The organism is Streptomyces sp. NPDC058001, assembly GCF_042886315.1.
Lineage (GTDB): Bacteria > Actinomycetota > Actinomycetes > Streptomycetales > Streptomycetaceae > Streptomyces.
On sequence record NZ_JBHVQT010000011.1, the window covers coordinates 25469 to 46226 of the forward strand.

Sequence of the window (20758 nt, forward strand, 5' to 3'; positions counted from 1 at the left end):
CCCTGCGTGACCCTCGACCCAGGAGTTCGCCGAGCCGATGGATCCCGCGGAAGTTCTGGCCGCAACGTGCTGGAGTGCCTTGGAGCACGCCTATGGGCCGGCCGCTGATGTCCCCGAGATGCTGACTGGTCTTCTCGACGTGGGTGAAGGGGTACGGTCCCGGGCGCTGGACGACTTGCATCACGTGGTTCACCACCAGAACACCCTGTTCACCGCCACGGCCCCGGCCGCCGTGTACGTGGCGGGGATCCTCGACGATGCCCGCTCGCTGTGGTCCGTCAAGAAGGACCCTCACAGCTTTCCCGGGCCGCTGCGCGCCGAGTTGCTGGGATGGCTTAACTCCGTCGCGAATGGGGCAGGCGACGAAGCCGCAACGAGCAGCCGCCGTTTCGGCTTCCCGCCAGAGGAGTACCCGCCGTACGTCGAGATCTGCCGTATTCGACCGCAGCTCTTTCACTCCACGTCCGCGTTCTTCGACGACCCAGACATCCACGTACGCGAGGCAGCCGTCTCCGCCTGCATCCCGCTGCTGGACGACCCCCGCTTGCTCCATCATCGAGTTGCCCTGATCCCTCTCTTGCGGAAAGTTCTGGCCGCAAGCGCGCTGTGGCAGTACCGCGAGCGGTCGATCGAAGCCCTGACGAGCTGGGGTGAGGACACCACGGGACTAGAGGTCCGACAAGAGCGGTACGCGTTCTGCGACTCGGAGCACAAACCATCGCCCCGGACCGACGAGACGTGGAGCGGTTACGACGTCCATCCCCCTTTCTGATAGGTCCTTCAACCGCACCGCCGACGGTGCCGACGGACAGCCGTCTCAGTTTGCGTCTCATTCAGCCCCGTTGGCGGGCGTTCGGACAAGACCAGGCCCAGCAGCACCTCAGCAAGGGACTCCCCCATGAACGGAGTGAACGTCCCTGCACCCACGCCTCCGAGCCACCAACAGACTGGGAAACCATGTTGGTCCGCCCATGGAAGCTCGGGCCCACGACGCCGTCTGTCAAGCCGCTAGGTTGAGGTCGTGGATGAGGAAGCGATCACCATCAGGCTCACACACGATCAAGCGTTCGTGCTGTCGGACTGGCTCTATGACGTGATGTTCCAGTCGGACGACCTTGAAGGGATCGTGCGCGACCGAGCCGTCTGGTCACCGATCTACGCGATCTCAGGAACGTTGGACAAGACGCTGAGTGAGATCTTCATGCCCGACTACGGCCCACGGCTTGAAGCAGCGAAGGAGCGTCTCCGCGCCAACCTGTACGGCGGAGCCGATGAGCCGACGGCACCAGGCCAGGACGCGACTGCCGCACCACAAGCGCACCAGATAGAGCGGGGAACAGCGTTGAACCAGGGTGAAAGCGATTAGTGGACTAGATTTTCCATATGCCTGAGCAACCGCCCTATCTCCGCATGGCCGACGAACTCCGGCGGCGGATCGCGGACCACGTGTCGGAGCCGGGGGACCGCCTCCCGTCCCGCGCCCAGATCGGCCAGGAGTACGGCGGAGTACACGGCCGTCTGGAAGGCAGCGCGGGAAGCGGCCCTATCCGCTGAGGACGCGGCGACACCGTTCGCGAAGGTGCCGTACTCACTGCGGCACGCTGGGGTCTCGCTGTGGATCAAAGCCGGGGTGGACCCGGTCGAGGTCGCCCGTCGCGCCGGGCACAGTCCCGCCGTGCTGTGGAAGTTCTACGCCAAGATCCTCCGGGGCCAGCAGGAGACCTCAAACCGCATGATTGACGCGGCGTTGGCCGACGATAGCGACGGCTGAGCGGTGCGGCCAGCCTGGCCACAGGTTGGCCGCACGCCCTGGTCACACCCGGGATACGGGCGATCCAGGGTGAGACACCCCACCCACGCAGAAGGGGTGCCCCGAGTCGGGGCACCCCTTCTGACCTGCGTCTACGCTGACCTGGGCGGAGGCGGTGGGATTTGAACCCACGGTGACATCGCTGCCACGACGGTTTTCAAGACCGTTCCCTTCGGCCGCTCGGGCACGCCTCCCCGCGCCGGCCCGTGGGGCGGCGCGGGGACAAGACTAGCCGGTCAGCTGTCGCCCTTGCGCTCGCCCAGGACCACGTCGATGGTGTGCTCCTTGCCGTCGCGCTCGTAGGTGATCTTGACCGTGTCGCCCGGCTTGTGGGTCCAGATCTGGCCGATCAGGGTGGGGCCGCTGTCGACCACCGTGTTGTCCAGCTTCGTGATGACGTCGCCCGGCTTCAGACCCGCCTTGTCCGCGGGGCCGTTCGGAGTCACCGACTTCGAGCCGCCCGCGCCCTCCTGGGTGATCGTCGCGCCGTCGCTCTGTTCGTCCAGGGAGACCGAGGCGCCGATCACCGGGTAGACCGGCTGACCGGTCTTGATGAGCTGCTGCGCGACGGTCTTCGCCTGGTTGACCGGGATCGCGAAGCCCAGGCCGATGGAGCCCGACTGACCCGAGCCGCCCATGCCGCCACCGCTGCTCGCGGGCTGGATCGCGGAGTTGATGCCGATGACCGCGCCCCGCGCGTCCAGCAGCGGGCCGCCGGAGTTGCCGGGGTTGATCGCCGCGTCCGTCTGCAACGCGCTCATGTACGACGCCTTGCTGTTGCCGCCGTCGCTGGAGGCCACCGGACGGTCCTTGGCGCTGATGATGCCCGTCGTCACGGTGTTCGACAGGCCGAAGGGCGCGCCGATCGCGATGGTCGTGTCCCCGACCGCGACCTTGTCGGAGTTGCCGAGCTGGAGCGGCTTGATGTCCGACGGGGCGTTCTTCAGCTTGATGACCGCGACGTCGTAGCCCTGCGCCTTGCCGATCACCTCGGCCTGGTACTTCTTGCCGTTCGAGAACGTCGCCGAAAGCTTTCCGCCGTCGGCCGCGGACGCCACCACGTGGTTGTTGGTGAGGATGTGGCCCTGTGTGTCGTAGATGAAGCCGGTGCCCGTGCTGCCCTCGCCGTTGCCCCCCTGCGCCTCCAGGGTGACCACGCTGGGCAGTGCCGCCTGTGCGACGCCCGCGACCGTGCCCGCGTCGCGCTTGGGCGCGTCCGGGGTGTCCGCCGCGGAGACAGTCGTCGAGTTGGACGTGTCGTCGTTGCGCTCCGCCGCCCAGTAGCCGACGCCGCCGCCGATGCCGCCCGCGAGCAGCGCCGCGACGGCCACCGCCGCGACGAGTCCGCCGCGACGGCCGCCCGGCTTGGGCTCGGGCGGCTGGTACGAGGAGCCCCAGCCGCCGGGGCCCGATCCGTCTCCGCCTTCGTTCGCGTACGCCGGGACCGCCGGGGGCGCGGGCGGCGGCCACTCGCCCTGCGGGGCGGCCGGGGAGCCCGGGTCGGCCGGTGACGCGGGGTCCGGGGCGTCCGCCGAGTGGGCCGCCTGAGTAGCCGTCTCATCCACGCGCGCCGGGGGGCTGTCCGGGTACGCGGGCGTGCCGTCCGCCCCGGCGGGGGCCTCCGGGGCGGCGCCCTGCGCGGTGTCCGCGGAAGCTGCGGGAGTGTCCACCGGCACGGGAGGTGCGGACGGGGCCGGGGGTACCGGGTTGCCCTCGTTCTCGGTGCTCACAGCTTTTCTCCTCGGTCCACTGCTGTCTCTGTCGGTTGTCATACGGGTCCATATGGCGTCGTACAGGGCCATATGGGCACCCCGCTGCACTGTCCCGCTGCGCTTTTGTCTGCGGTCAGCTTTTCCCACGGGCCGTCAGGGCACCATAAGACGTTCCTGTGCGTCCGATGCCATCCTTTATGTCGGACGAAACGGACGCATCCCCAGAAGGCCACTGGAAGGTCCCCGCAGAGCCGCCCGCACGCCGCCCGCGGGCCGCCCGCAGAACCACCCACTACGCGCGCGTACCCGTTCTCGATGGCACCATGACGCGGTGACCCACGCACGACAGCACCCGATCCAGGTCGTCGCCCACCGAGGAGCCTCCGAAGACGCTCCCGAGCACACCCTGGCCGCGTACAAGAAGGCCATCGAGGACGGTGCCGACGCGCTGGAATGTGATGTACGGCTCACCGCCGACGGTCATCTTGTCTGTGTCCACGACCGCCGCGTCAACCGTACGTCGAACGGCCGCGGTGCCGTGTCCGCGCTCGAACTGTCCGAGCTGGCCGCCCTCGACTTCGGCTCCTGGAAGAGGCGTTCCGAGGGACAGGAAGGGCCGGGCTGGGAGGAGAGCCCCGACTGGGAGGCGAGCCCGGACCGCGCGGACACGTCCGTACTGACGTTGGAACGGCTGCTGGAACTCGTCTCGGACGCGGGGCGCCGTATCGAGTTGGCCATCGAGACGAAGCACCCCACACGCTGGGCGGGACAGGTCGAGGAACGGCTCCTGGTGCAGCTCAAGCGCTTCGGACTCGACGCCCCGCGCGCGGGGGAGACGTCCCCGGTACGGATCATGAGCTTCTCGGCGCGGTCGCTGCAACGGGTGCGGGCGGCGGCACCGGGCCTGCCGACGGTGTATTTGGTGCAGTTCCTGTCTCCCCGCCTACGGGACGGGCGGCTGCCGCGGGGCGTGCGCATCGCGGGACCCTCGCTCCGGATCGTGCGCAATCACCCCGCGTACATCGCACGCCTCCAGCGCGCCGGGCACCAGGTCCACGTGTGGACCGTCAACGAGCCCGAGGATGTCGTTCTCTGCGTGGAGCTGGGCATCGACGCGATCATCACCAACCGCCCGAGGCAGGTGCTGTCCCAGCTGGGACGCCTGTAGCCGCGACTACGGGGAGTGCACCGGCGCGTTCGCTCCGTGTTCGATCGTTACGAGTGCGTCACCGCACGGGGATTGGCCGGTTTCCGGTCCAGTCCACGGGGGCATTCACACCGTGGCGTGGGGCGAAGGAGGTCTCGGGGGTGGCGTTGGTGGTGGCACAGGAAGTGCCCACGTCGTCGAGCATGGCCGTACCTCATGGTCCTGCGGGCGTGGGGGAGGCACGACACCGGATGCGGGCGCAGTTGCGCGGCAGCGAGGTGCCGGAGCCGGTCATCGACGACGCCGTTCTGATCCTTTCCGAACTGCTCAGCAACGCGTGTCGGCACGGCCGGCCACTGGGTGAGGCGTTGGCGGGGGACGGGGATGTCCGGGCCGCGTGGCGCGTCGACACGGGGGGTCGGCTGACGGTCGAGGTGACGGACGGTGGCGGTCCGACCCGCCCGGTTCCGGCCACACCGTCGGTGACCGCGCACGGCGGCCGTGGGCTGAACATCATCACGGCGCTCGCCGACGACTGGGGGGTACGGGACGACGCGCGCGGCGAAGTGACGGTGTGGGTGGTCGTGCACGACGACGTGCACGCCGAGCGCCGCCGCGACGATTTCGCGACGCGGATCGCGTCGCCACCGGTCTCGGGGATACCGGACCTGGACTTCGCGGACGCCTTCGACGACCTGGACTAGGCAAGGACCACCTGGACTTTGCGAGAACCAGAGGACCAGGGGCCAGAGGACCAGAAACCAGGGGACCAGGCGTCGCGGCTTCGCATCCCGCGCTCGACCACTACAGGGCACCCGTAACAGGGCACCCGTAGCCGTCGCCACCGCACACCCACCCTCCCCCGGGAAGTCCCTCAAGAAGCCACCCGGCACCCCCACGAGCCTCGTCCCCCCGCGGACCCCCACAGAGGCTAGGCTCGCCGCCGTATCGCACGAGCTGTCACCGGGAGACATCCACCATGGCCAAGAAGCGCCCCCAGACCAAGGCCAAGCCGCGCGTCAGTGACGCGGAGATCCCGGTCGTCGGAGCCCGGGAACCCTGCCCCTGCGGATCGGGGCGGCGCTACAAGGCGTGTCACGGGCGCGCCGCGTCGCACGCCGTCACCGAGCTGGTGCAGCGCCCCTTCGAGGGCCTCGCGGGCGAGGGCGACTGGGTGGCGCTGCGCGAACTCGTGCCGGCCGCCACCGTCGAACTGACGCTCGCGGACGGGCTGCCCGACGGCGTCCCCTCGGTCACCCTCGCCACCGTCCTGCCCATGGCGTGGCCCGCGCTGCGCCGCGACGACGGCTCGGTCCTGCTCGGCCTCCAGAACGACACGTCGTCCGGCGACATCAGCCGAGACCTCGCGGACACCCTCCAGCGCGCGCTGACGGCCGAACCGGGCACCCCCGTGCAGGGCCGTCGGGTTCCGGCCGAAGGTCCCCGGCTCCAGGACCTGCTCGACCCGAAGGCCCCCTTCGAACCGGTCGTACACCCCGGTTTCGAGTTCTGGGTACCGGACGCCGAGAACGCGACACCGGAGGTCACCGCATCCCTGGAGCGGGCCGACGCCGCCGCCATCCCGACCGCCAAGCTGTCCGGCGTGGACGCCGCGTACTGGTGCGAGACCACCGAGAAGAACCATCTGCGCTGGGTGATGCCGTACCCCGAGGAGCAGCTTCTGGACGCGCTCGCGCGGCTGCACGCGGCCGGTACGTCGTCGCTCGGCGAGGGCACCCGGCTGGTCGGCTCGTTCCGCGCGCACGGCCTGACCGTCCCCGTGTGGGACCTGCCCACGGGCGTCGGCGCCGATGACGTCGAGAAGCCCGCCGCCGAGTTCGCGGAGCGGCTCACCGTCGCCCTCGCCACCGAAACCCCGCTCACCGGCGACGAGCGCCGCGCGCGCGGGGGGCTCACCAACCGACAGGTGACCCTCAGCTGACCGACCGGTCAGCCGACGGAGGTGGTGACTCCGGTCACAACTCCCCGTGCGGGCAGGTAAATCGCTGTCCGAATAGGCGGGATCGAATTTGCGAACCGCCGATCTCTTGTTACCGTTTAGATAGCCCGGTTGCTGGTGCATCCCCCGTCGCCAGCAACCGGGCGTTGACGTTCCCGCTTCGGCACCCGCCCGCGTACGCCTCGCGCGCCCCCGGAGCGCCTCCCCCTCGCCCGCGCGTCAACGGGCTTCCGGCGCCGCCGAGTTGCTGCCGGAGCGCAACAGCAGCGGCCCACTCTCCGCACTGCTCACGGCCCCGTGCGCGCCGTCCACGGACCCGGTGGGAGCCGCGAACTCCGCGATGGCCGTATACGCCTCCGCGCTCCCCCGAGTGCGCCCCCGTGGCGTCTCGCACGCCCCCGGATCGTCGGACGTACCGACCGTGCAATGCGTCTGGACGGTAAGCCCTCCGGGTGCCATCAGGGTCAGCAGGGAACTCACGGCCGCCCCTGTCGCGTTCCGGTAGTAGGTACGCGCCCAGGTCTCGCCCCCCTGGGTCAGGACACAGGTCTGCGCTTCCAGGCCGTCCGGGGAAGCCAGTTCCGGCCCGCACCGCGCACCGCTGGTGAGACCGAGCCCGGTCAGGAGGGAGGAGGAACGCGAGGAGGAGGATGGGGAGGACAGGGGGGACGACGACGGCGTCCGGGGTGTTTCGGGCCCCGAGGCCGACCCGTTACGCGCATCCGATGCCTGCCGCCCCGACGGCCACGGTTGCGACGAACCCGATCCCGACTGCCCGGACGCGCCCGATTCCGGCCGCTCCCGCGGCGCCGACCGACCCGCCGACCCGCCACCGTCCCGGCCGCTGTCCCGACCGGAGTTCCCGGCCGCTCCCAGCGGTCCCGCCGACGCCCCCGCGAAGGGCAGCAGAACCGTGAGCGTCACCACGCCCATGAGGGTGACCAGGCGAAGGTTCATGGGCCCGAAGATAGCGGCGGGGTGGGTGCGCGAGACGCCCCGCGCACCCGTTTCCCCTACAACTCCGGCGCGCTCACACCCGTACGAGTGAGGGCGTCCACCACACCGTCCACGACGGCCTCGACATCGGGCACCCAGGGGGTGGCCGAGCCGGGCAGCGGGGCGCGCTCCCAGCGGACCTGGCCCTGCCCCGTCTCCGAAGGGGGCAGCGCGAGATAGCCGCCCTCGCCGTGGAACCGCAGGGATCCGGGCACGAAGTCCTTGGCGTGCAGCAACTCCCCCAACTGCTCGAAGGAGTACGGCGCCACGAGCACGGCCCAGCGGGTCGGCGTCGCGACGACGGGGCCCACCCGGATGCCCCGCTGGTCGAGCGCTTCGAGCGCGCGGGCCCCCGCGAGTGCGGGCAGGCTGACGGCGCAGGGGGCGTTGCCGCCGGTGGCGAGGACGATGGGCGCCGCCGGCCGGTTGCTCCACCACCAGCGCACCATGCGCTCGTCGGTGGTGGCCGCGAGGAGCCCCGGGTCGAAGGGATGGGCGCCGGGCACCGTGCATTCGGGGTCGGGGCAGGCGCAGCGGCCACCGCCGCGGGGCTCCGTGCCCACACCCGGGAGTACGGGCCACTGCCAAGTGGCCGCGAAGGTCAGGGCCGCGCTGATCAACTCAGGCTTCCCGTTGTCACGCCGGTTGGCACGACGGCTGTTGCGCCTGGACAGGAGCCTGCGTCCCTTTCCGAGGATCTCGCGCATGAGCGCTCGTTCCTTTCCGTTGAAACGCCGAAGACCTCATCACACCATGTGTCGATCACTTCACTGTGCGTACATGCTGGCGCGTCACACCCCAGCCGTGGGCATGGGGAACCCCTATGGGCCGAGCGTTCTGGCTGCGTCCATAGTGCGTCTGTCTCAAGCATGGGCATGGCGTGGGGTGGCGGCGCCTGGCGCTTTGCCGTCCCGTGCTGCTTCTTGCCGCCTCCGCCACGGAGGATGGGGCACGGTCACTGGTGGTTAAGACGCCCGGGTCCGTCGCCAGGTTCCAGGACGATCCCAACCGCCCCCGGCCTTCTCCGAGTACGTACCCATCACAACCGCTATGACGCTCTGTCGAACGATGCCAGTCGACCGCAATATGCCATTACCAGGGTCAGTTTTTTGCCAAGTTGCCAGAACCGCCTGCGCCTCGTAGACATCGGCGAACCCAGCAGGACAATGCTGGACATCTCCTCATCAGTGCGTGTAGATGTGGAGACAATGCTCGCGGCGCAGAATGACTGGGGGTTTGCGATGCTATTGAGCAATACGCACCGGCCTGAGAGTCGCACACCATGACCGCCCCACAGCTTCCGAAAGTGGCTGGAATCGATTCATCGGTTCCAGCGCCCGCACACACTGTCGCGCCGATCGCGTCCCCAACGGCCGCCTCGTCCGCTCCGTCGGCCGGGTCCCCCGCCGGGCCCCTCGCCGGATCTCCCGCCGGCGCGGTCCTCCAGGACCGGCTCGCGGCCTGGGTGTCCGACCTCACCACGCTGCACGAACTCACCGAACGGCTCGCGCGCACGGCGACCCTGGACGACGCGCTCCATGAACTCCTGCGCGCCGGAGCCGCCCTGGTGGGCGCCCGGCGCGGCCTGGTCGTCCTGGAACCCGCCGACCGGCTCGGCCCCGACAGAACGGTCGGCCTGGGCCTGGCACGCGCCGACCTCGGGCACATCGAGACGGTGCCGCGCCGCTCCACCGCGTACGGACGGCTGCTCGACACCCCGGCCGGACTCCCGGGCGGCGAGCGCGAGATCGCGCAGCCCGATCTGCTCGCCGACGACGGGCTCGACCCGCGCCACCGCGAGGTCGCCGACCGCCTCGGCTATGCCGCGAGTTACGCGCTGCCGCTCTCGACCGAGCAGGCGGGCCGTCTCGGCGCCGCCGTGTGGCTGTACGACGAGCCCGCCGAACCGGTCGAGCGCCAGCGCCATCTGATCGGCCTCTACGCCCGCTATGCCACCGAACACCTGGCCCGGCTGGTCGAACTGGAGCGGACCCGCTCCACGATGGCGACCGTCGCCGCCGAACTGCTGCCCGCGCGGCTGCCGCGCGTGCCCGGCGTACAGGTGGCCGTACGGCATCACAGCGGGGCGCGGGGCGGTGGCGACTGGTTCGACGCGCTGCCGCTGCCCGAGGGCGCGGTCGGCCTCTCGGTCGGCTCCGTCACCGGCTGCGGGCCCAGCGCGGTCGCCGCGATGGGACGGCTGCGGGCCTCCCTGCGCGCGTACGCGGTGATGGAGGGCGAGGATCCGGTCGCCGTCCTGTCCGACCTCGAACTGCTGTTGCGGCTGACCGAGCCCGCGCGCAGCGCCACCGCCCTGTTCGCGTACTGCGAGCCGGCACTGCGGAAGATCACGCTCGCCGGCGCCGGGCACTGCCCGCCGCTGATCGTGGGCGAGCGGCGCACCGAGTTCGTCGAGACGTCCCTGTCGGCGCCGCTCGGCATGCTCGCGTGCTGGGAGGCGCCGAGCGTGGAACTCCAGCCGGAGCCCGGAGAAACAGTGCTTCTGTACACCGACGGCCTGCTCCAGCGCACCGGCGACCCGATGGACCGGGCCTTCGCGCGGCTGCACGCGGCGGCGGCCGGCGCGGCGCGCGGCACGCGGGACGACCCGGGCGCCCTCGCCGACCATGTGCTGCGATGCGTACTGCCCGACGCCCTCGACGATCCCGGCAGCGAGGAGGACGTGGTGCTGCTCGCCGCCCGCTTCGAGTGATTCGAGTGAGCGAGCGGGGCCACCCGCCGCGGATCTCCACGGCCCGGCGAACCGGACCGGTAACCGGATCCCCGGATCGATAATCGGATACGTAATGGGTCTTCCGGCCCTGTGCCCCCTTCCGTACGCCCGTACGATGGAGGGGGTCCAAAGCCGTATCCAAGGAGGAAGACCGTGTCGGAGCAGCTCACGCCGGACAACCCGGGTGTCTCGCCGGAGAACCCGGATGTCTCAGAGGTCGCGGACGACGAGGCGGGCGAGCCGGTCAAGCAGCGCAAGAACGGGCTGTATCCGGGCGTGTCCGACGAGCTGGCCGAGAGCATGCGGTCGGGCTGGGCCGACACCGAGCTGCACGACCTGCGTCCGATCGCCCAGGCCGAGCAGACGGCGGCCCGCCGCGCTGCGCTCTCCGCGCGGTTCCCGGGCGAGCGCCTGGTGATCCCCGCCGGCAACCTCAAGACCCGCTCCAACGACACGGAGTACCCCTTCCGGTCGTCCGTCGAGTACGCGTACCTGACCGGCAACCAGACCGAGGACGGCGTTCTGGTCCTGGAGCCCACATCGGCCGGGCACACCGCGACGATCTACCTGCTGCCGCGCTCCAACCGGGAGAACGGCGAGTTCTGGCTCGACGGCCAGGGCGAACTGTGGGTCGGCCGCCGCAACTCCCTCACCGAGGCCGGACGGCTGTACGGCATCCCGGCGTCGGACGTCCGCGAGCTGCCGGACCTGCTGCGCGAGGCGACCGGCCCGGTGCGGGTCGTCCGCGGGTACGACGCCGGGATCGAGGCCGCCCTCACCGACAAGGTCACCCGTGAGCGTGACGAGGAGCTGCGGGGTTTCCTGTCCGAGGCGCGGCTGGTCAAGGACGCGTTTGAAATCGGGGAGCTGCAGAAGGCCGTCGATTCGACCGTGCGCGGTTTCGAGGACGTCGTGAAGGTCCTCGACAAGGCCGAGGCCACCAGCGAGCGCTACATCGAGGGCACCTTCTTCCTGCGCGCCCGCGTCGAGGGCAACGACATCGGTTACGGCTCGATCTGCGCCGCGGGCGCCCACGCCTGCACCCTGCACTGGGTCCGCAACGACGGACCGGTCCGCTCCGGCGAGCTGCTGCTGCTCGACGCGGGCGTCGAGACGCACACGCTCTACACCGCCGACGTGACGCGCACGCTGCCGATCAACGGCCGGTTCAACGCGATCCAGAAGAAGATCTACGACGCGGTGTACGAGTCCCAGGAAGCGGGCATCGCGGCGGTCCAGCCGGGCGCCAAGTACCGCGACTTCCACGACGCGTCGCAGCGGGTCCTCGCCGAGAAGCTGGTCGCGTGGGGCATCGTCGAAGGGCCGGTCGAGCGGGTCCTTGAGCTGGGTCTCCAGCGCCGCTGGACGCTGCACGGCACTGGTCACATGCTCGGTATGGACGTCCACGACTGCGCGGTCGCGCGCACCGAGACCTATGTCGACGGCACCCTGGAGCCGGGCATGTGCCTGACCGTCGAGCCCGGTCTGTACTTCCAGGCCGACGACCTGACCGTGCCGGAGGAGTACCGCGGCATCGGCGTCCGGATCGAGGACGACATCCTGGTCACGGAGGACGGCAACCGGAATCTGTCCGACGGGCTGCCGCGCCGCTCGGACGCGATCGAGCTGTGGATGGCGAAGCTCAAGGGCTGAGCCCGACTCGAAGCTCAAGGGCCGGCCCCCCAGCGATCCTCGACGGAGGCCGGAGGCGGAGGTCAGAACCCGGGTGGTTCGAGGTGCCAGGACACCCGGCGGCCGGCCCCCGCGCGCTCCGTGAGGACGTGTGTCTCGCCGAGGGTCCGGCCCAGCCTTGTCCGGCAGTCGGCACGCACGGCACGGGACTCCTCGTCCCGGCCCAGCTCCGCAAGGGTGACGGACAGGTTCATGGCACAGGCCAGCGTCTGCGGATGATCGGCGCCCAGGGTCTCGGTGAGCGCGCCGAGGGCGGTCCGCTCCAGCCGCTCGGCCGGTTCGCCGACGCCCTGCGCCTCGACCGGGAGGCGTACGCCGGTTTCCGCGCGGCGTTCGGCGACGAGCACGACCGGGCGCTCGCGGCGGCCGACGCACTGGCCCTGTCGCTGCGGCTGACCGGGGACTTCACGGGCGCCGCCGAACAGGACCGCGCCGCGCTCGCCCAGCGGGGCACGGTCCTCGGCCCCGGACATCCCGCCGCGCTGTACTCGGCGCTGGCCCTGGGCCGCGATCTGCGTGAGGCCGGGGACTACGACGGCTCCGTCGAGGTCCTGCGCTCCGCCCTGGCGGCCGGTCCACGCGGCCAGGGTCCGGAAACGCTCCGGGCCCGCGCGAGCCTGTCGGTGTCGCTGCGCAGGACCGGGCGGGTCGCCGAGGCCGAAGTGCTGGCCGCGATGGCCAAGGAGGGGTACGCGGCCCGGTTCCCGGAGCCCGAGAAGGATCCGGAAGCCCTGGCCTGCGCCCTGGGCCGGGCGGCCCTGCTCGCCGACAGCGGTGACGCGGCGGGCGCCTGCGAGAGCACGCGTCTGCTGCTGCCCCAGTTCACCCGGCTGCGGGGGGCACAGCACCCGGACACCTTGACGTGCGCCCACAATCTGGCCGTACGGCTGCGCGGCACCGCCGCGTTCAAGGAGGCCCACGATCTGGCGGCGTCGACCGCTCGGGCGCTGGAGGACACCCTCGGCGCCCGGCACCCCGGCACGCTGTGCGCCCTGCTGACCTACGCCAACGCGCTCGCCGATCTGCACCAGCTGGACAAGGCCGAGAAGCTCGGCCGCGGCTGCGCGAACACCCTGGGCGGGGTGCTCGGCAGGGGGCACCCGGACGCCGTGATCGGCGATTCCAATCTGGCGGTGACACTGCGTTCGCTGGGCGGCACGGCGGAGGCGGAGCGGCTGCGGGGGCGGGCCGTCGACGCGTTCACGCACCGGCTGGGCGGGACGCATCCGTGGACGGTGGCGGCGATGCGGTGGCAGCGGATCGACCGGGACCTGGAACCGCATCTTCCGTCTTAGGGAGTACCGGAAGGAGCGCCAACGGGGTCACGCCGTGGGGACCATGGAGTGGTGTTGGCCGTGGGGGCGGGTCATGCCGTCAGGAGTGACGGGTCCTTCGTCCATTTGAGGATCTTGTCGAAGCTCACCACGGCGCCGCCCGTGCCCGGCTTGTTGGCGAAGTGGACGTGGTCCGCCAGTTCCTGGATGAGACCGAGACCGCGGCCGTGCTCGGCGTCCTCGGGCGCCGGCACGGCCTTGGCGCGGACACGGCCCGCGCCGGGGAAGCCCGGTCCGGAGTCGGCGACCTCGATACGGCACTTCTCGCCGTCGAGATACGCGGTCACGCGATACGCGCCAGGGGTGCCGCCCGGGGCACCGGCACCGCCGTGCTCGACGGCGTTGGCGCACGCCTCGCTGAGCGCGACCGACAGGTCGTAGGAGACATCGGGGTCCACACCCGCGGTCTCCATGGTGCCGACCAGGAGGCGCCGCGCGAGCGGAACGCTCGCGGCGTCGCGCCGCAAGTGGAGTGACCACCAGATGCTCATGCTCCAGCCTCCTGGCCGCGGCTCGACATACCGATACGTATTGCCGCAACCGGCGACGCGCAATCGCGCGAAGGACGTGATACCGCCCATACGGCGGACGCGCAACAGGATGGCGTCGGTGTATGCGGCGCCACCGGCGACCGTGTCGGCGACCGTGTCCCCGCAGAACGTGACCTTCCGGACCTGCCGTACGGGGCCCGTGGGGCCGGTGCGATGATGGCCCCGCCATGACTGCCCCCCACCAGCGCGAGGAACGGGCCGGGTTCGATCTCCGGCTGTTGCGGGCCGCGGTGTTCACCGCGGTCTGCGTCGCGTTGTCCGCGGCAAGTCACCAACTCGCCTCCGTCGAGACGGTCCCGCTGTGGACGCTCGCCGCCGGGTTCCTCGTCCTGCTCGCCGTGGTCGTCCCGCTCGCCGGGCGCACGCGTTCCCTGCCGGGGGTCGCGGCGCTGCTCGCGGTCGGGCAGATCGCCCTGCACACACTGTTCGGGCTCGGCCAGCACGGCACCGCCGCCGCTTCGGCGTCCGCCGGGCCGTCCGACGCCTCGCTCGTGCAGCAGGCCGCACGGCTGGTGTGCGGCGCGGGCGCGGTGGCCATCGGACCCGCCCAGGCCCGGCGCCTCCTCGCCGGTGTGGGCGGCGGACAGGGCGTGGGCGCCGGCGCGGGTTCCGGAACGGGATCCGGTACGGGCGCGGGCATGGGGCACGCGTCCGGGGCGATGGACGCGATGGGTGCCATGGGCACGGCGGGTTCGGCGGGCATGGCGGGTTCGGCCGCGGGTGACGCCTCCGCGTCCTCCATGGCGTCCATGCCGGCCATGGCGCTGCTGCCCTCACTGCCCATGCTGCTGGGGCATCTGCTCGCGGCGCTCGCCACGGGCTGGCTGCTGCGCCGCGGCGACCTCGCGCTGTTCCGGCTCGTCCGGCTCTCGGCGCACGGAGTCGCCGAAGGGGCGCTCGTCCGTGCCCTGCGCGGCGCGTTCGCTCTTGTACGCGCCCTGCTCGCCGGACTGTCGGGCGCGCCCGACGCGGCGCCGCAGGTGCCGCGTACGGATCGACGGGCGGTACCGAAGCCACGTACCGCCGCACTTCAGCACTCGGTGATCAGACGAGGGCCGCCCGCCGGGGCCGCCGCTCTCGTTCTCGCTGGCTGACGCGACCTCCTGTCGCGCGGCACGCGCGCGTACGTGTGCTCACGCGCGCCCTCTCACCGTCACCACCGCTGAAAGTGGAGTGCTTTCTGCCATGAAGATGTCCCGCGTGTCCGTCGTCGGCGCCACCGCCGCGACCGCCGTACTCCTGTTCTCGGCCCCCGCCTTCGCGCACGTCAGCGTGCAGCCGGACGGCCCGGCCGCCAAGGGCGGTTACGCCACGATCAACTTCAAGGTGCCCAACGAGCGCGACGACGCGTCGACGACCAAGCTCGAAGTGAGCTTCGACGGCGACCACCCGCTCGCCTCCGTGATGCCGCAGCCCGTGCCCGGCTGGAAGGCCGACGTCACCAAAAGCGCGCTCGACAAGCCCCTTGAGCTGCACGGCAAGAAGATTTCCGAGTACATCTCGAAGGTGACCTGGACCGCCGACGGCAAGGGCATCGAGCCGGGTTACTTCCAGAAGTTCCCGCTCTCCGTCGGCCAGCTGCCCGAGGACACGGACCAGTTGGTGTTCAAGGCCGTCCAGACGTACTCCAACAAGGAGGTCGTCCGCTGGATCGAGCCGCAGCAGGAGGGGCAGGACGAGCCGGCGAACCCGGCGCCCGTCCTCCAGCTCAGCGCCGCGTCCGACGACCACCACGGCGGCGCCGCCGCGAGCCCCACGACCGCCTCGGACAAGGACGCCACGTCCGGGTCCGACGACCACACCGAGACGGCGTCCGCCTCGGCCGACAGCAGTGACACGACCGCGCGTGCCCTCGGCATCGCGGGCATCGTGATCGGTGTCCTGGGCGTGGCGTACGGGGTGTTCGCGGGCCGTCGGCGCACCGGCGAAACGGGTTCCGGTTCGGGTTCCGGTTCCGGTTCCGGCACCGCGAGCTGAGTCGCCCGCTTCCGGTCCCTTTCCCTTCGAACGACCCCTTCGATCGCTTCGATTCCTTCGAACGTCCCGGATCCCACCGGGCCCCGGCCGGACCACCCTCCGGCCGGGGACCGCGGGGGGTCCGCCTGGAGAATGCAGTATGCGCAAGAAGACCCTGTTCGCCGCCGCCCTGCTGACCGCGGCCACCCTGACGCTGTCCGCGTGCGGCAGCGGCGACGACAGTTCCGCACCCATCGTCAAGGTGGAGTCCGAGACGGACCAGAAGGTCGCCACGGTCCTCGACTCCCCGTACACCAAGCCGGATCTCGTCCTCACCGACACCAAGGGCGAGAAGTTCGATCTGCGGGCCGCCACCAAGGGCAGGCCCACGCTGATCTACTTCGGCTACACCAACTGCCCCGACGTCTGCCCGCTGACCATGGGCAATATCGCGCAGGCCAAGAAGAGCCTGCCCAAGGCCGACCAGGACAAGCTCCAGGTCATCTTCGTCACCACCGACCCGGAACGGGACACTCCGGCCTCGCTCGGCAAGTGGCTCAAGGCGCAGGACCCCGAGTTCATCGGGCTGACCGGCGACTTCTCGACCATCCAGGCCGGTGCCCGTCAGCTCGCCATCGCCATCGACGCACCGTCGAAGGACAAGAACGGCAAGGTCGTCTCCGTCCACGGCAAGCAGGTCATCGCCTTCTCACCGAAGACGGACGCCGGGTACGTGATCTACGACGGCGACTCCACGACCATCGACGACTACACCAAGGATCTGCCCCGGCTCGTCAAGGGGGAGAACCCGTGAGTCTCCGTGGGGTCCGCAGGGTTAGCGGGGTCCGGGCGGTCGGTACGGGGGTCCTCGTGCTGGTGGCCGGGGTTGCCCTCGCCGGGTGCGGAAGCGATTCCGGTTCCGATGCGGGGTCCGCCGGTGCCAAGCCCGAGTTGAAGGTCGACGGCGCCTTCATTCCCGCGCCGCCGACCGGCGACATGGCCTCCGGGTTCTTCACGGTCACCAACTCCGGTGGCGCCGACGAGCTGACCTCCGTCACCAGCGATCTCGCCGCCGATGTCACCCTGCACACCTCCACCGACGGCGGCGCGATGGTGGAGAAGTCCTCGTTCAAGGTGCCCGCGCAAGGCACCCTCGACTTCGCGCGCGGCGGCAATCACGTCATGTTCGAAAAGATGACGCATCAGCCGAAAGAGGGCGAAAAGGTCGCCGTGACCCTGCACTTCAAGAAGGCCGGTGCCGTCACGGTCGAGGTTCCGGTGCGGGAAGCCACGTACAACCCGACGTCATCGAAGAAGCACCACGGATGAAGCACCACTGATGAAGCAGAACCGATGAAGCACCACCGATGGATGAATCACTGATGGATGAATCGCCACTGATGAAGGCCAACTGAGGGAGGGCACGTTGATGCGGACCGTCGTTCCCCGCTTCCGGAACCTGCTCCTGCTGTTCCTCGCGGTCACCGGCGCGCTTCTCGCCGCTGCCGCGCCGGTCTCCGCGCACGCCGCGCTGACCGGGAGCGACCCGAAGCAGGGATCGGTGGTCGACACGGCCCCGGACCGGGTGTCGCTCACGTTCTCCGAGAACGTGGCGCTGGCCGACGACTCCCTCCGGGTGCTCGATCCGTCGGGCAAGCGCGTCGACAAGGGCAAGGCGGCGTCCCTCGGCAACGACACCTACGCCGTCGCCCTGCACTCGGGGCTGCCGGACGGCACGTTCACGGTCACCTATCAGGTGGTGTCCGCCGACAGCCACCCCGTCTCGGGGGCGTACACGTTCTCGATCGGGGCGCCGTCGAAGACCACCGTGGACCTGCCGTCCGAAGCCGCGGGCGGCGGGGTCGTCGGCACGCTCTACGGCGCCGCGCGCTATGTGTCGTACGCGGGATTCGTGCTGCTCGTCGGCGGGGCCGCGTTCGTGCTGGGGTGCTGGCCCCGGGGCGCGGGGGTGCGGCCCGTCCAGCGGGTCGTGGTCTCCGGCTGGGTCGCGCTGACCGCCGCCACCCTGTCGATGCTCCTGATGCGCGGCTCCTACACCGGGTCCGGCAAGGTCGCCGACATCTTCGACCTGAACCTGCTCGGCCAGGTACTCCAGACGAAGACGGGCGCGGCCCTCGTATCGCGCCTGCTGCTGCTCGCCGCGGCGGCACTGTTCATCGCGGTGCTGTTCGGGGCGTACGCCCGCGGGGCGAGCGAGACCGGTGACTCGGCCGGTAAGTCGTCCGGTGAATCGTCCGGCGACCCCTCGGGGGACGGTGCCGAGGGGAGTGTTCCGCAACGGGATCTGGCGTTCGGGCTCGGTATCGGCGGGGTGGTCGTGGCCGCGGGACTCGCCGCGACCTGGGCCATGGCCGAGCACGCCTCGACCGGGATCCAGGCCGGGCTCGCGATGCCCGTGGACGTTCTGCATCTGCTCGCGGTCGCCGCCTGGCTCGGTGGGCTGAGCACGCTGCTCGTCGCCCTGTACCGGGCACCGTTCATCGAGGCCACGGCCGTACGCCGGTTCTCGCGGGTGGCGTTCGGCAGTGTGGTCGCCCTGGCCGCGACCGGGCTTTACCAGTCCTGGCGTCAGGTCGGTTCCTGGTCCGCGCTCACCGGCACGTGGTACGGCCAACTGCTGCTGATCAAGGTCGGGCTGGTGGCCGTGGTGGTCGGCATCGCGTGGTTCTCGCGCCGCTGGACGGCACGGTTGTCGGAGACGGCGGAGACAGCGGAGGCCGCGGAGACGGCCGGCGCCGAGCGGGCGACGGTCGTGGCACAGCGCCCCGCCGAACCGGTCACCGTGCCGGCCACCTCGGACCCGGCGTCCACCTCGGACCCGGCACCCGACGCCCGCACCGACTCCGACTCCCACTCCTCCGCCGACTCCGATACCCCCGTAGACCCGACCCGTTCCGCCCAGCTCGCCCGGCAGCGCACCGCCCTGGCCACCGCGCGGCGCAAGCGGGACCGGGACGCCGATCCGGGGCGCTCGGGCCTGCGCCGTTCGGTGCTCGCCGAGGCATCCGTCGCCGTCGTGCTGCTCGCCGTCACGACGGTGCTGACCTCCACCGAGCCGGGCCGTACCGAGGAGGAGGCCGCGCGGGTGACCCAAGCGGCTTCCTCGGACTCCGGACCCCTGTCGCTACGGGTGCCGTTCGACACCGGCGCGCAGGACGGCAAGGGCACGGTGGTCATCGACCTCGCGCCCGGCCGGGTCGGCAGCAACGGCATGCACCTCTATGTCGAGCGCCCGAACGGCAGCGGGTTCGACGTCCCCGAGGTGAAGGTCGCCTTCACGCTGAAGGCGAAGGACATCGGTCCGCTGCCGGTCGTCCCGGACCGCATCGCCACCGGACACTGGAGCGCAGGCGGCGTCCAGCTCCCGATGGCCGGTGACTGGCAGATCGCGGTGACCATCCGTACCTCCGACATCGACCAAGTGACCGTGACCAAGAACGCGAAGATCGGCTGAACGACCATGGCGGACCCTGCGAAGACCCCCACCGCGCCGACCGGCGCCGGGTCCTCGACCCCGGTATCCCCGTCCAGCGACGGCACCGACGCCCCGGCGCTCGGCACCGATGCCCCGGCCCCCGGCTCCCGGATCTCCCGGCGCCAGCTGCTCGGGACCGCCGGTGCCACGGGCCTGGCGCTGGGGGCGGCGGGCGGTGCCACGGGCTATGCGGCGGCACGTTCTGGGTCCGCCGACACGGCCGATGCCGCACCGCTGACCTCTCTTGGCGCGGACACAGCAATGTTTCACGGGAAACATCAGGCCGGCATCACGACACCCATGCAGGCATCGGGTCATCTCATCGCCTTCGACCTCGCGCCGGGCGCGGGCCGCAAGGAGGCGACGGCGCTGCTGCGGCGCTGGTCGGCGGTGGCGGAGCGGCTGATGGCGGGCGAGTCTCTGAGCGGGGACACAGAGGTGGCGCGCGACGCGGGGCCGTCCCTGCTGACCGTGACCTTCGGCTTCGGGCACAGCTTCTTCGGCCGCACCGGTCTGGAGAAGCAGCGGCCGGTCGCCCTCGATCCGCTGCCCGACTTCTCGTCCGACCATCTCGACAAGGCGCGCAGCAACGGCGATCTATGGGTGCAGATCGGCGCGAACGACTCCCTCGTCGCCTTCCACGCGCTGCGCGCGCTCCAGAAGGAGGCGGGGAGCGCGGCGCGGGTGCGGTGGCAGATGAACGGGTTCAACCGTTCGCACGGGGCGACCGCGCGGCCGATGACGACGCGGAATCTGATGGGTCAGGTCGACGGGACGAGGAATCCGAAGCCGTCCGACCCCGATTTCCAGCAGCGGATCTTCGTACCGGAAAAGCCGGGCGGCGAGGTGCCGGTCTGGATGGCGGGGGGCTCGTACGCCGTGGTGCGCCGGATCCGGATGCTCCTCGACGACTGGGAGAAGCTGTCGGTCAAGGGCCAGGAAGGGATCATCGGGCGCCATAAGTCGGACGGTGCGCCGCTGACGGGTGGGTCCGAGACGACCGAGCCCGACCTGGACAAACTCGGGGCCGACGGCACGCTGGTCGTCCCGATCAACGCGCACGCGCGCATCACCCGTCCGGATCAGAACGGCGGCGCCGCGATGTTGCGCAGGCCGTTCTCCTTCCACGACGGTTTCGACGCGGACGGGGTGCCGGAGGCGGGTCTGCTCTTCGTCTGCTGGCAGGCGGACCCGGCCCGGGGCTTCGTCCCGGTGCAGCGCAAGCTCGACCGGGGCGACGCGCTGTCCCCGTTCATCCGTCATGAGGCGAGCGGCCTGTTCGCGGTGCCGGGGGGCGCGGAGAAGGGCGGGTATGTGGGGCAGCGGCTGCTGGAGGGGTAGGTCGGGGGACGGCTTCGCGGATCGGCAGC

At 70.9% G+C, this 20758-nt stretch carries 20 protein-coding genes, 1 tRNA gene and 1 pseudogene; 16 read left to right on the plus strand and 6 right to left on the minus strand.

The genetic code is table 11. From position 1 onward, the window contains the following. Positions 1–37 precede the first annotated feature (37 nt). The 4 genes and pseudogenes from ACFVT5_RS26770 (at position 38) to ACFVT5_RS26785 (ending at position 1771) form a co-directional block, all read left to right on the plus strand. Positions 38–772 carry a hypothetical protein gene (locus tag ACFVT5_RS26770; protein ID WP_389893080.1) on the plus strand — a complete coding sequence of 245 codons (735 nt, stop codon included), beginning with the start codon at positions 38–40 and terminating at the stop codon, positions 770–772. Between the two features lie 249 nt (positions 773–1021). After that, positions 1022–1366, plus strand: coding sequence for a hypothetical protein (locus ACFVT5_RS26775; RefSeq protein ID WP_389893083.1), 345 nt, complete (start codon positions 1022–1024; stop codon positions 1364–1366). Positions 1367–1383: 17 nt separating this feature from the next. Then, positions 1384–1542 (plus strand): annotated as a pseudogene (locus ACFVT5_RS26780) (GntR family transcriptional regulator); the annotation flags it as partial. Positions 1543–1579: 37 nt separating this feature from the next. Next, on the plus strand, positions 1580–1771 hold the full coding sequence (locus tag ACFVT5_RS26785; protein WP_389893086.1) for a hypothetical protein: 192 nt from the start codon (positions 1580–1582) through the stop codon (positions 1769–1771). Between the two features lie 146 nt (positions 1772–1917). On the opposite strand, the gene ACFVT5_RS26790 is transcribed toward ACFVT5_RS26785, so the two are convergent. After that, a tRNA-Ser gene (locus tag ACFVT5_RS26790) sits at positions 1918–2004 on the minus strand. Positions 2005–2046: 42 nt separating this feature from the next. Next, positions 2047–3540 carry a S1C family serine protease gene (locus tag ACFVT5_RS26795; protein ID WP_389893089.1) on the minus strand — a complete coding sequence of 498 codons (1494 nt, stop codon included), beginning with the start codon at positions 3538–3540 and terminating at the stop codon, positions 2047–2049. A 313-nt stretch (positions 3541–3853) separates the two neighbouring features. Between ACFVT5_RS26795 and ACFVT5_RS26800 the strand changes: the two genes are divergently transcribed. From ACFVT5_RS26800 to ACFVT5_RS26810, 3 genes are all read left to right on the plus strand, one after another. Then, positions 3854–4690 carry a glycerophosphodiester phosphodiesterase gene (locus tag ACFVT5_RS26800; protein ID WP_389893092.1) on the plus strand — a complete coding sequence of 279 codons (837 nt, stop codon included), beginning with the start codon at positions 3854–3856 and terminating at the stop codon, positions 4688–4690. Positions 4691–4743: 53 nt separating this feature from the next. Continuing rightward, a complete protein-coding gene (locus tag ACFVT5_RS26805; RefSeq protein WP_389893094.1) occupies positions 4744–5373 on the plus strand; it encodes an ATP-binding protein in 630 nt (209 codons plus the stop codon). A 275-nt stretch (positions 5374–5648) separates the two neighbouring features. Beyond that, positions 5649–6611 carry a DUF5926 family protein gene (locus ACFVT5_RS26810; protein ID WP_389893097.1) on the plus strand — a complete coding sequence of 321 codons (963 nt, stop codon included), beginning with the start codon at positions 5649–5651 and terminating at the stop codon, positions 6609–6611. 237 nt (positions 6612–6848) lie between these two features. Here ACFVT5_RS26810 and ACFVT5_RS26815 read toward each other — a convergent pair whose 3' ends face one another. Continuing rightward, positions 6849–7586, minus strand: coding sequence for a hypothetical protein (locus ACFVT5_RS26815; RefSeq protein WP_389893100.1), 738 nt, complete (start codon positions 7584–7586; stop codon positions 6849–6851). A 56-nt stretch (positions 7587–7642) separates the two neighbouring features. Then, entirely contained in the window at positions 7643–8332 is a 690-nt protein-coding gene (locus ACFVT5_RS26820; RefSeq protein ID WP_389893103.1) for a bifunctional DNA primase/polymerase, read from the minus strand. Positions 8333–8907: 575 nt separating this feature from the next. Between ACFVT5_RS26820 and ACFVT5_RS26825 the strand changes: the two genes are divergently transcribed. Continuing rightward, entirely contained in the window at positions 8908–10338 is a 1431-nt protein-coding gene (locus tag ACFVT5_RS26825) for a PP2C family protein-serine/threonine phosphatase (RefSeq protein WP_389893106.1), read from the plus strand. A gap of 174 nt (positions 10339–10512) precedes the next feature. Beyond that, complete coding sequence (locus ACFVT5_RS26830; RefSeq protein WP_389893109.1) at positions 10513–12012, plus strand: aminopeptidase P family protein; 1500 nt, start codon at positions 10513–10515, stop codon at positions 12010–12012. 62 nt (positions 12013–12074) lie between these two features. Here ACFVT5_RS26830 and ACFVT5_RS26835 read toward each other — a convergent pair whose 3' ends face one another. Next, positions 12075–12245 (minus strand): hypothetical protein, encoded by a 171-nt coding sequence (locus tag ACFVT5_RS26835; RefSeq protein ID WP_389893112.1) that lies wholly within the window; start codon positions 12243–12245, stop codon positions 12075–12077. 21 nt (positions 12246–12266) lie between these two features. Between ACFVT5_RS26835 and ACFVT5_RS26840 the strand changes: the two genes are divergently transcribed. After that, positions 12267–13346 (plus strand): tetratricopeptide repeat protein, encoded by a 1080-nt coding sequence (locus ACFVT5_RS26840; protein ID WP_389893115.1) that lies wholly within the window; start codon positions 12267–12269, stop codon positions 13344–13346. 71 nt (positions 13347–13417) lie between these two features. On the opposite strand, the gene ACFVT5_RS26845 is transcribed toward ACFVT5_RS26840, so the two are convergent. After that, a complete protein-coding gene (locus ACFVT5_RS26845; protein ID WP_389893118.1) occupies positions 13418–13876 on the minus strand; it encodes an ATP-binding protein in 459 nt (152 codons plus the stop codon). Between the two features lie 227 nt (positions 13877–14103). On the opposite strand from ACFVT5_RS26845, the gene ACFVT5_RS26850 reads away from it, so the two are divergent. From ACFVT5_RS26850 to efeB, 6 genes are all read left to right on the plus strand, one after another. Beyond that, on the plus strand, positions 14104–15030 hold the full coding sequence (locus tag ACFVT5_RS26850; RefSeq protein WP_389893121.1) for a hypothetical protein: 927 nt from the start codon (positions 14104–14106) through the stop codon (positions 15028–15030). 91 nt (positions 15031–15121) lie between these two features. Beyond that, a complete protein-coding gene (locus ACFVT5_RS26855) occupies positions 15122–15913 on the plus strand; it encodes a YcnI family protein (protein WP_389893124.1) in 792 nt (263 codons plus the stop codon). A gap of 139 nt (positions 15914–16052) precedes the next feature. Further along, positions 16053–16706, plus strand: a complete 654-nt coding sequence (locus ACFVT5_RS26860) for an SCO family protein (protein WP_389893127.1) — start codon at positions 16053–16055, stop codon at positions 16704–16706. Then, positions 16703–17221: a copper chaperone PCu(A)C gene (locus ACFVT5_RS26865; protein WP_389893130.1), complete on the plus strand. Its 519-nt coding sequence runs from the start codon at positions 16703–16705 to the stop codon at positions 17219–17221. The genes ACFVT5_RS26860 and ACFVT5_RS26865 overlap by 4 nt, the downstream gene beginning before the upstream one ends. 100 nt (positions 17222–17321) lie before the next feature. Further along, a complete protein-coding gene (locus tag ACFVT5_RS26870; protein ID WP_389893133.1) occupies positions 17322–19367 on the plus strand; it encodes a copper resistance CopC/CopD family protein in 2046 nt (681 codons plus the stop codon). Positions 19368–19373: 6 nt separating this feature from the next. After that, positions 19374–20729 (plus strand): iron uptake transporter deferrochelatase/peroxidase subunit, encoded by a 1356-nt coding sequence (gene efeB, locus ACFVT5_RS26875; protein ID WP_389893136.1) that lies wholly within the window; start codon positions 19374–19376, stop codon positions 20727–20729. The last annotated feature ends 29 nt before the right edge of the window (positions 20730–20758 follow it).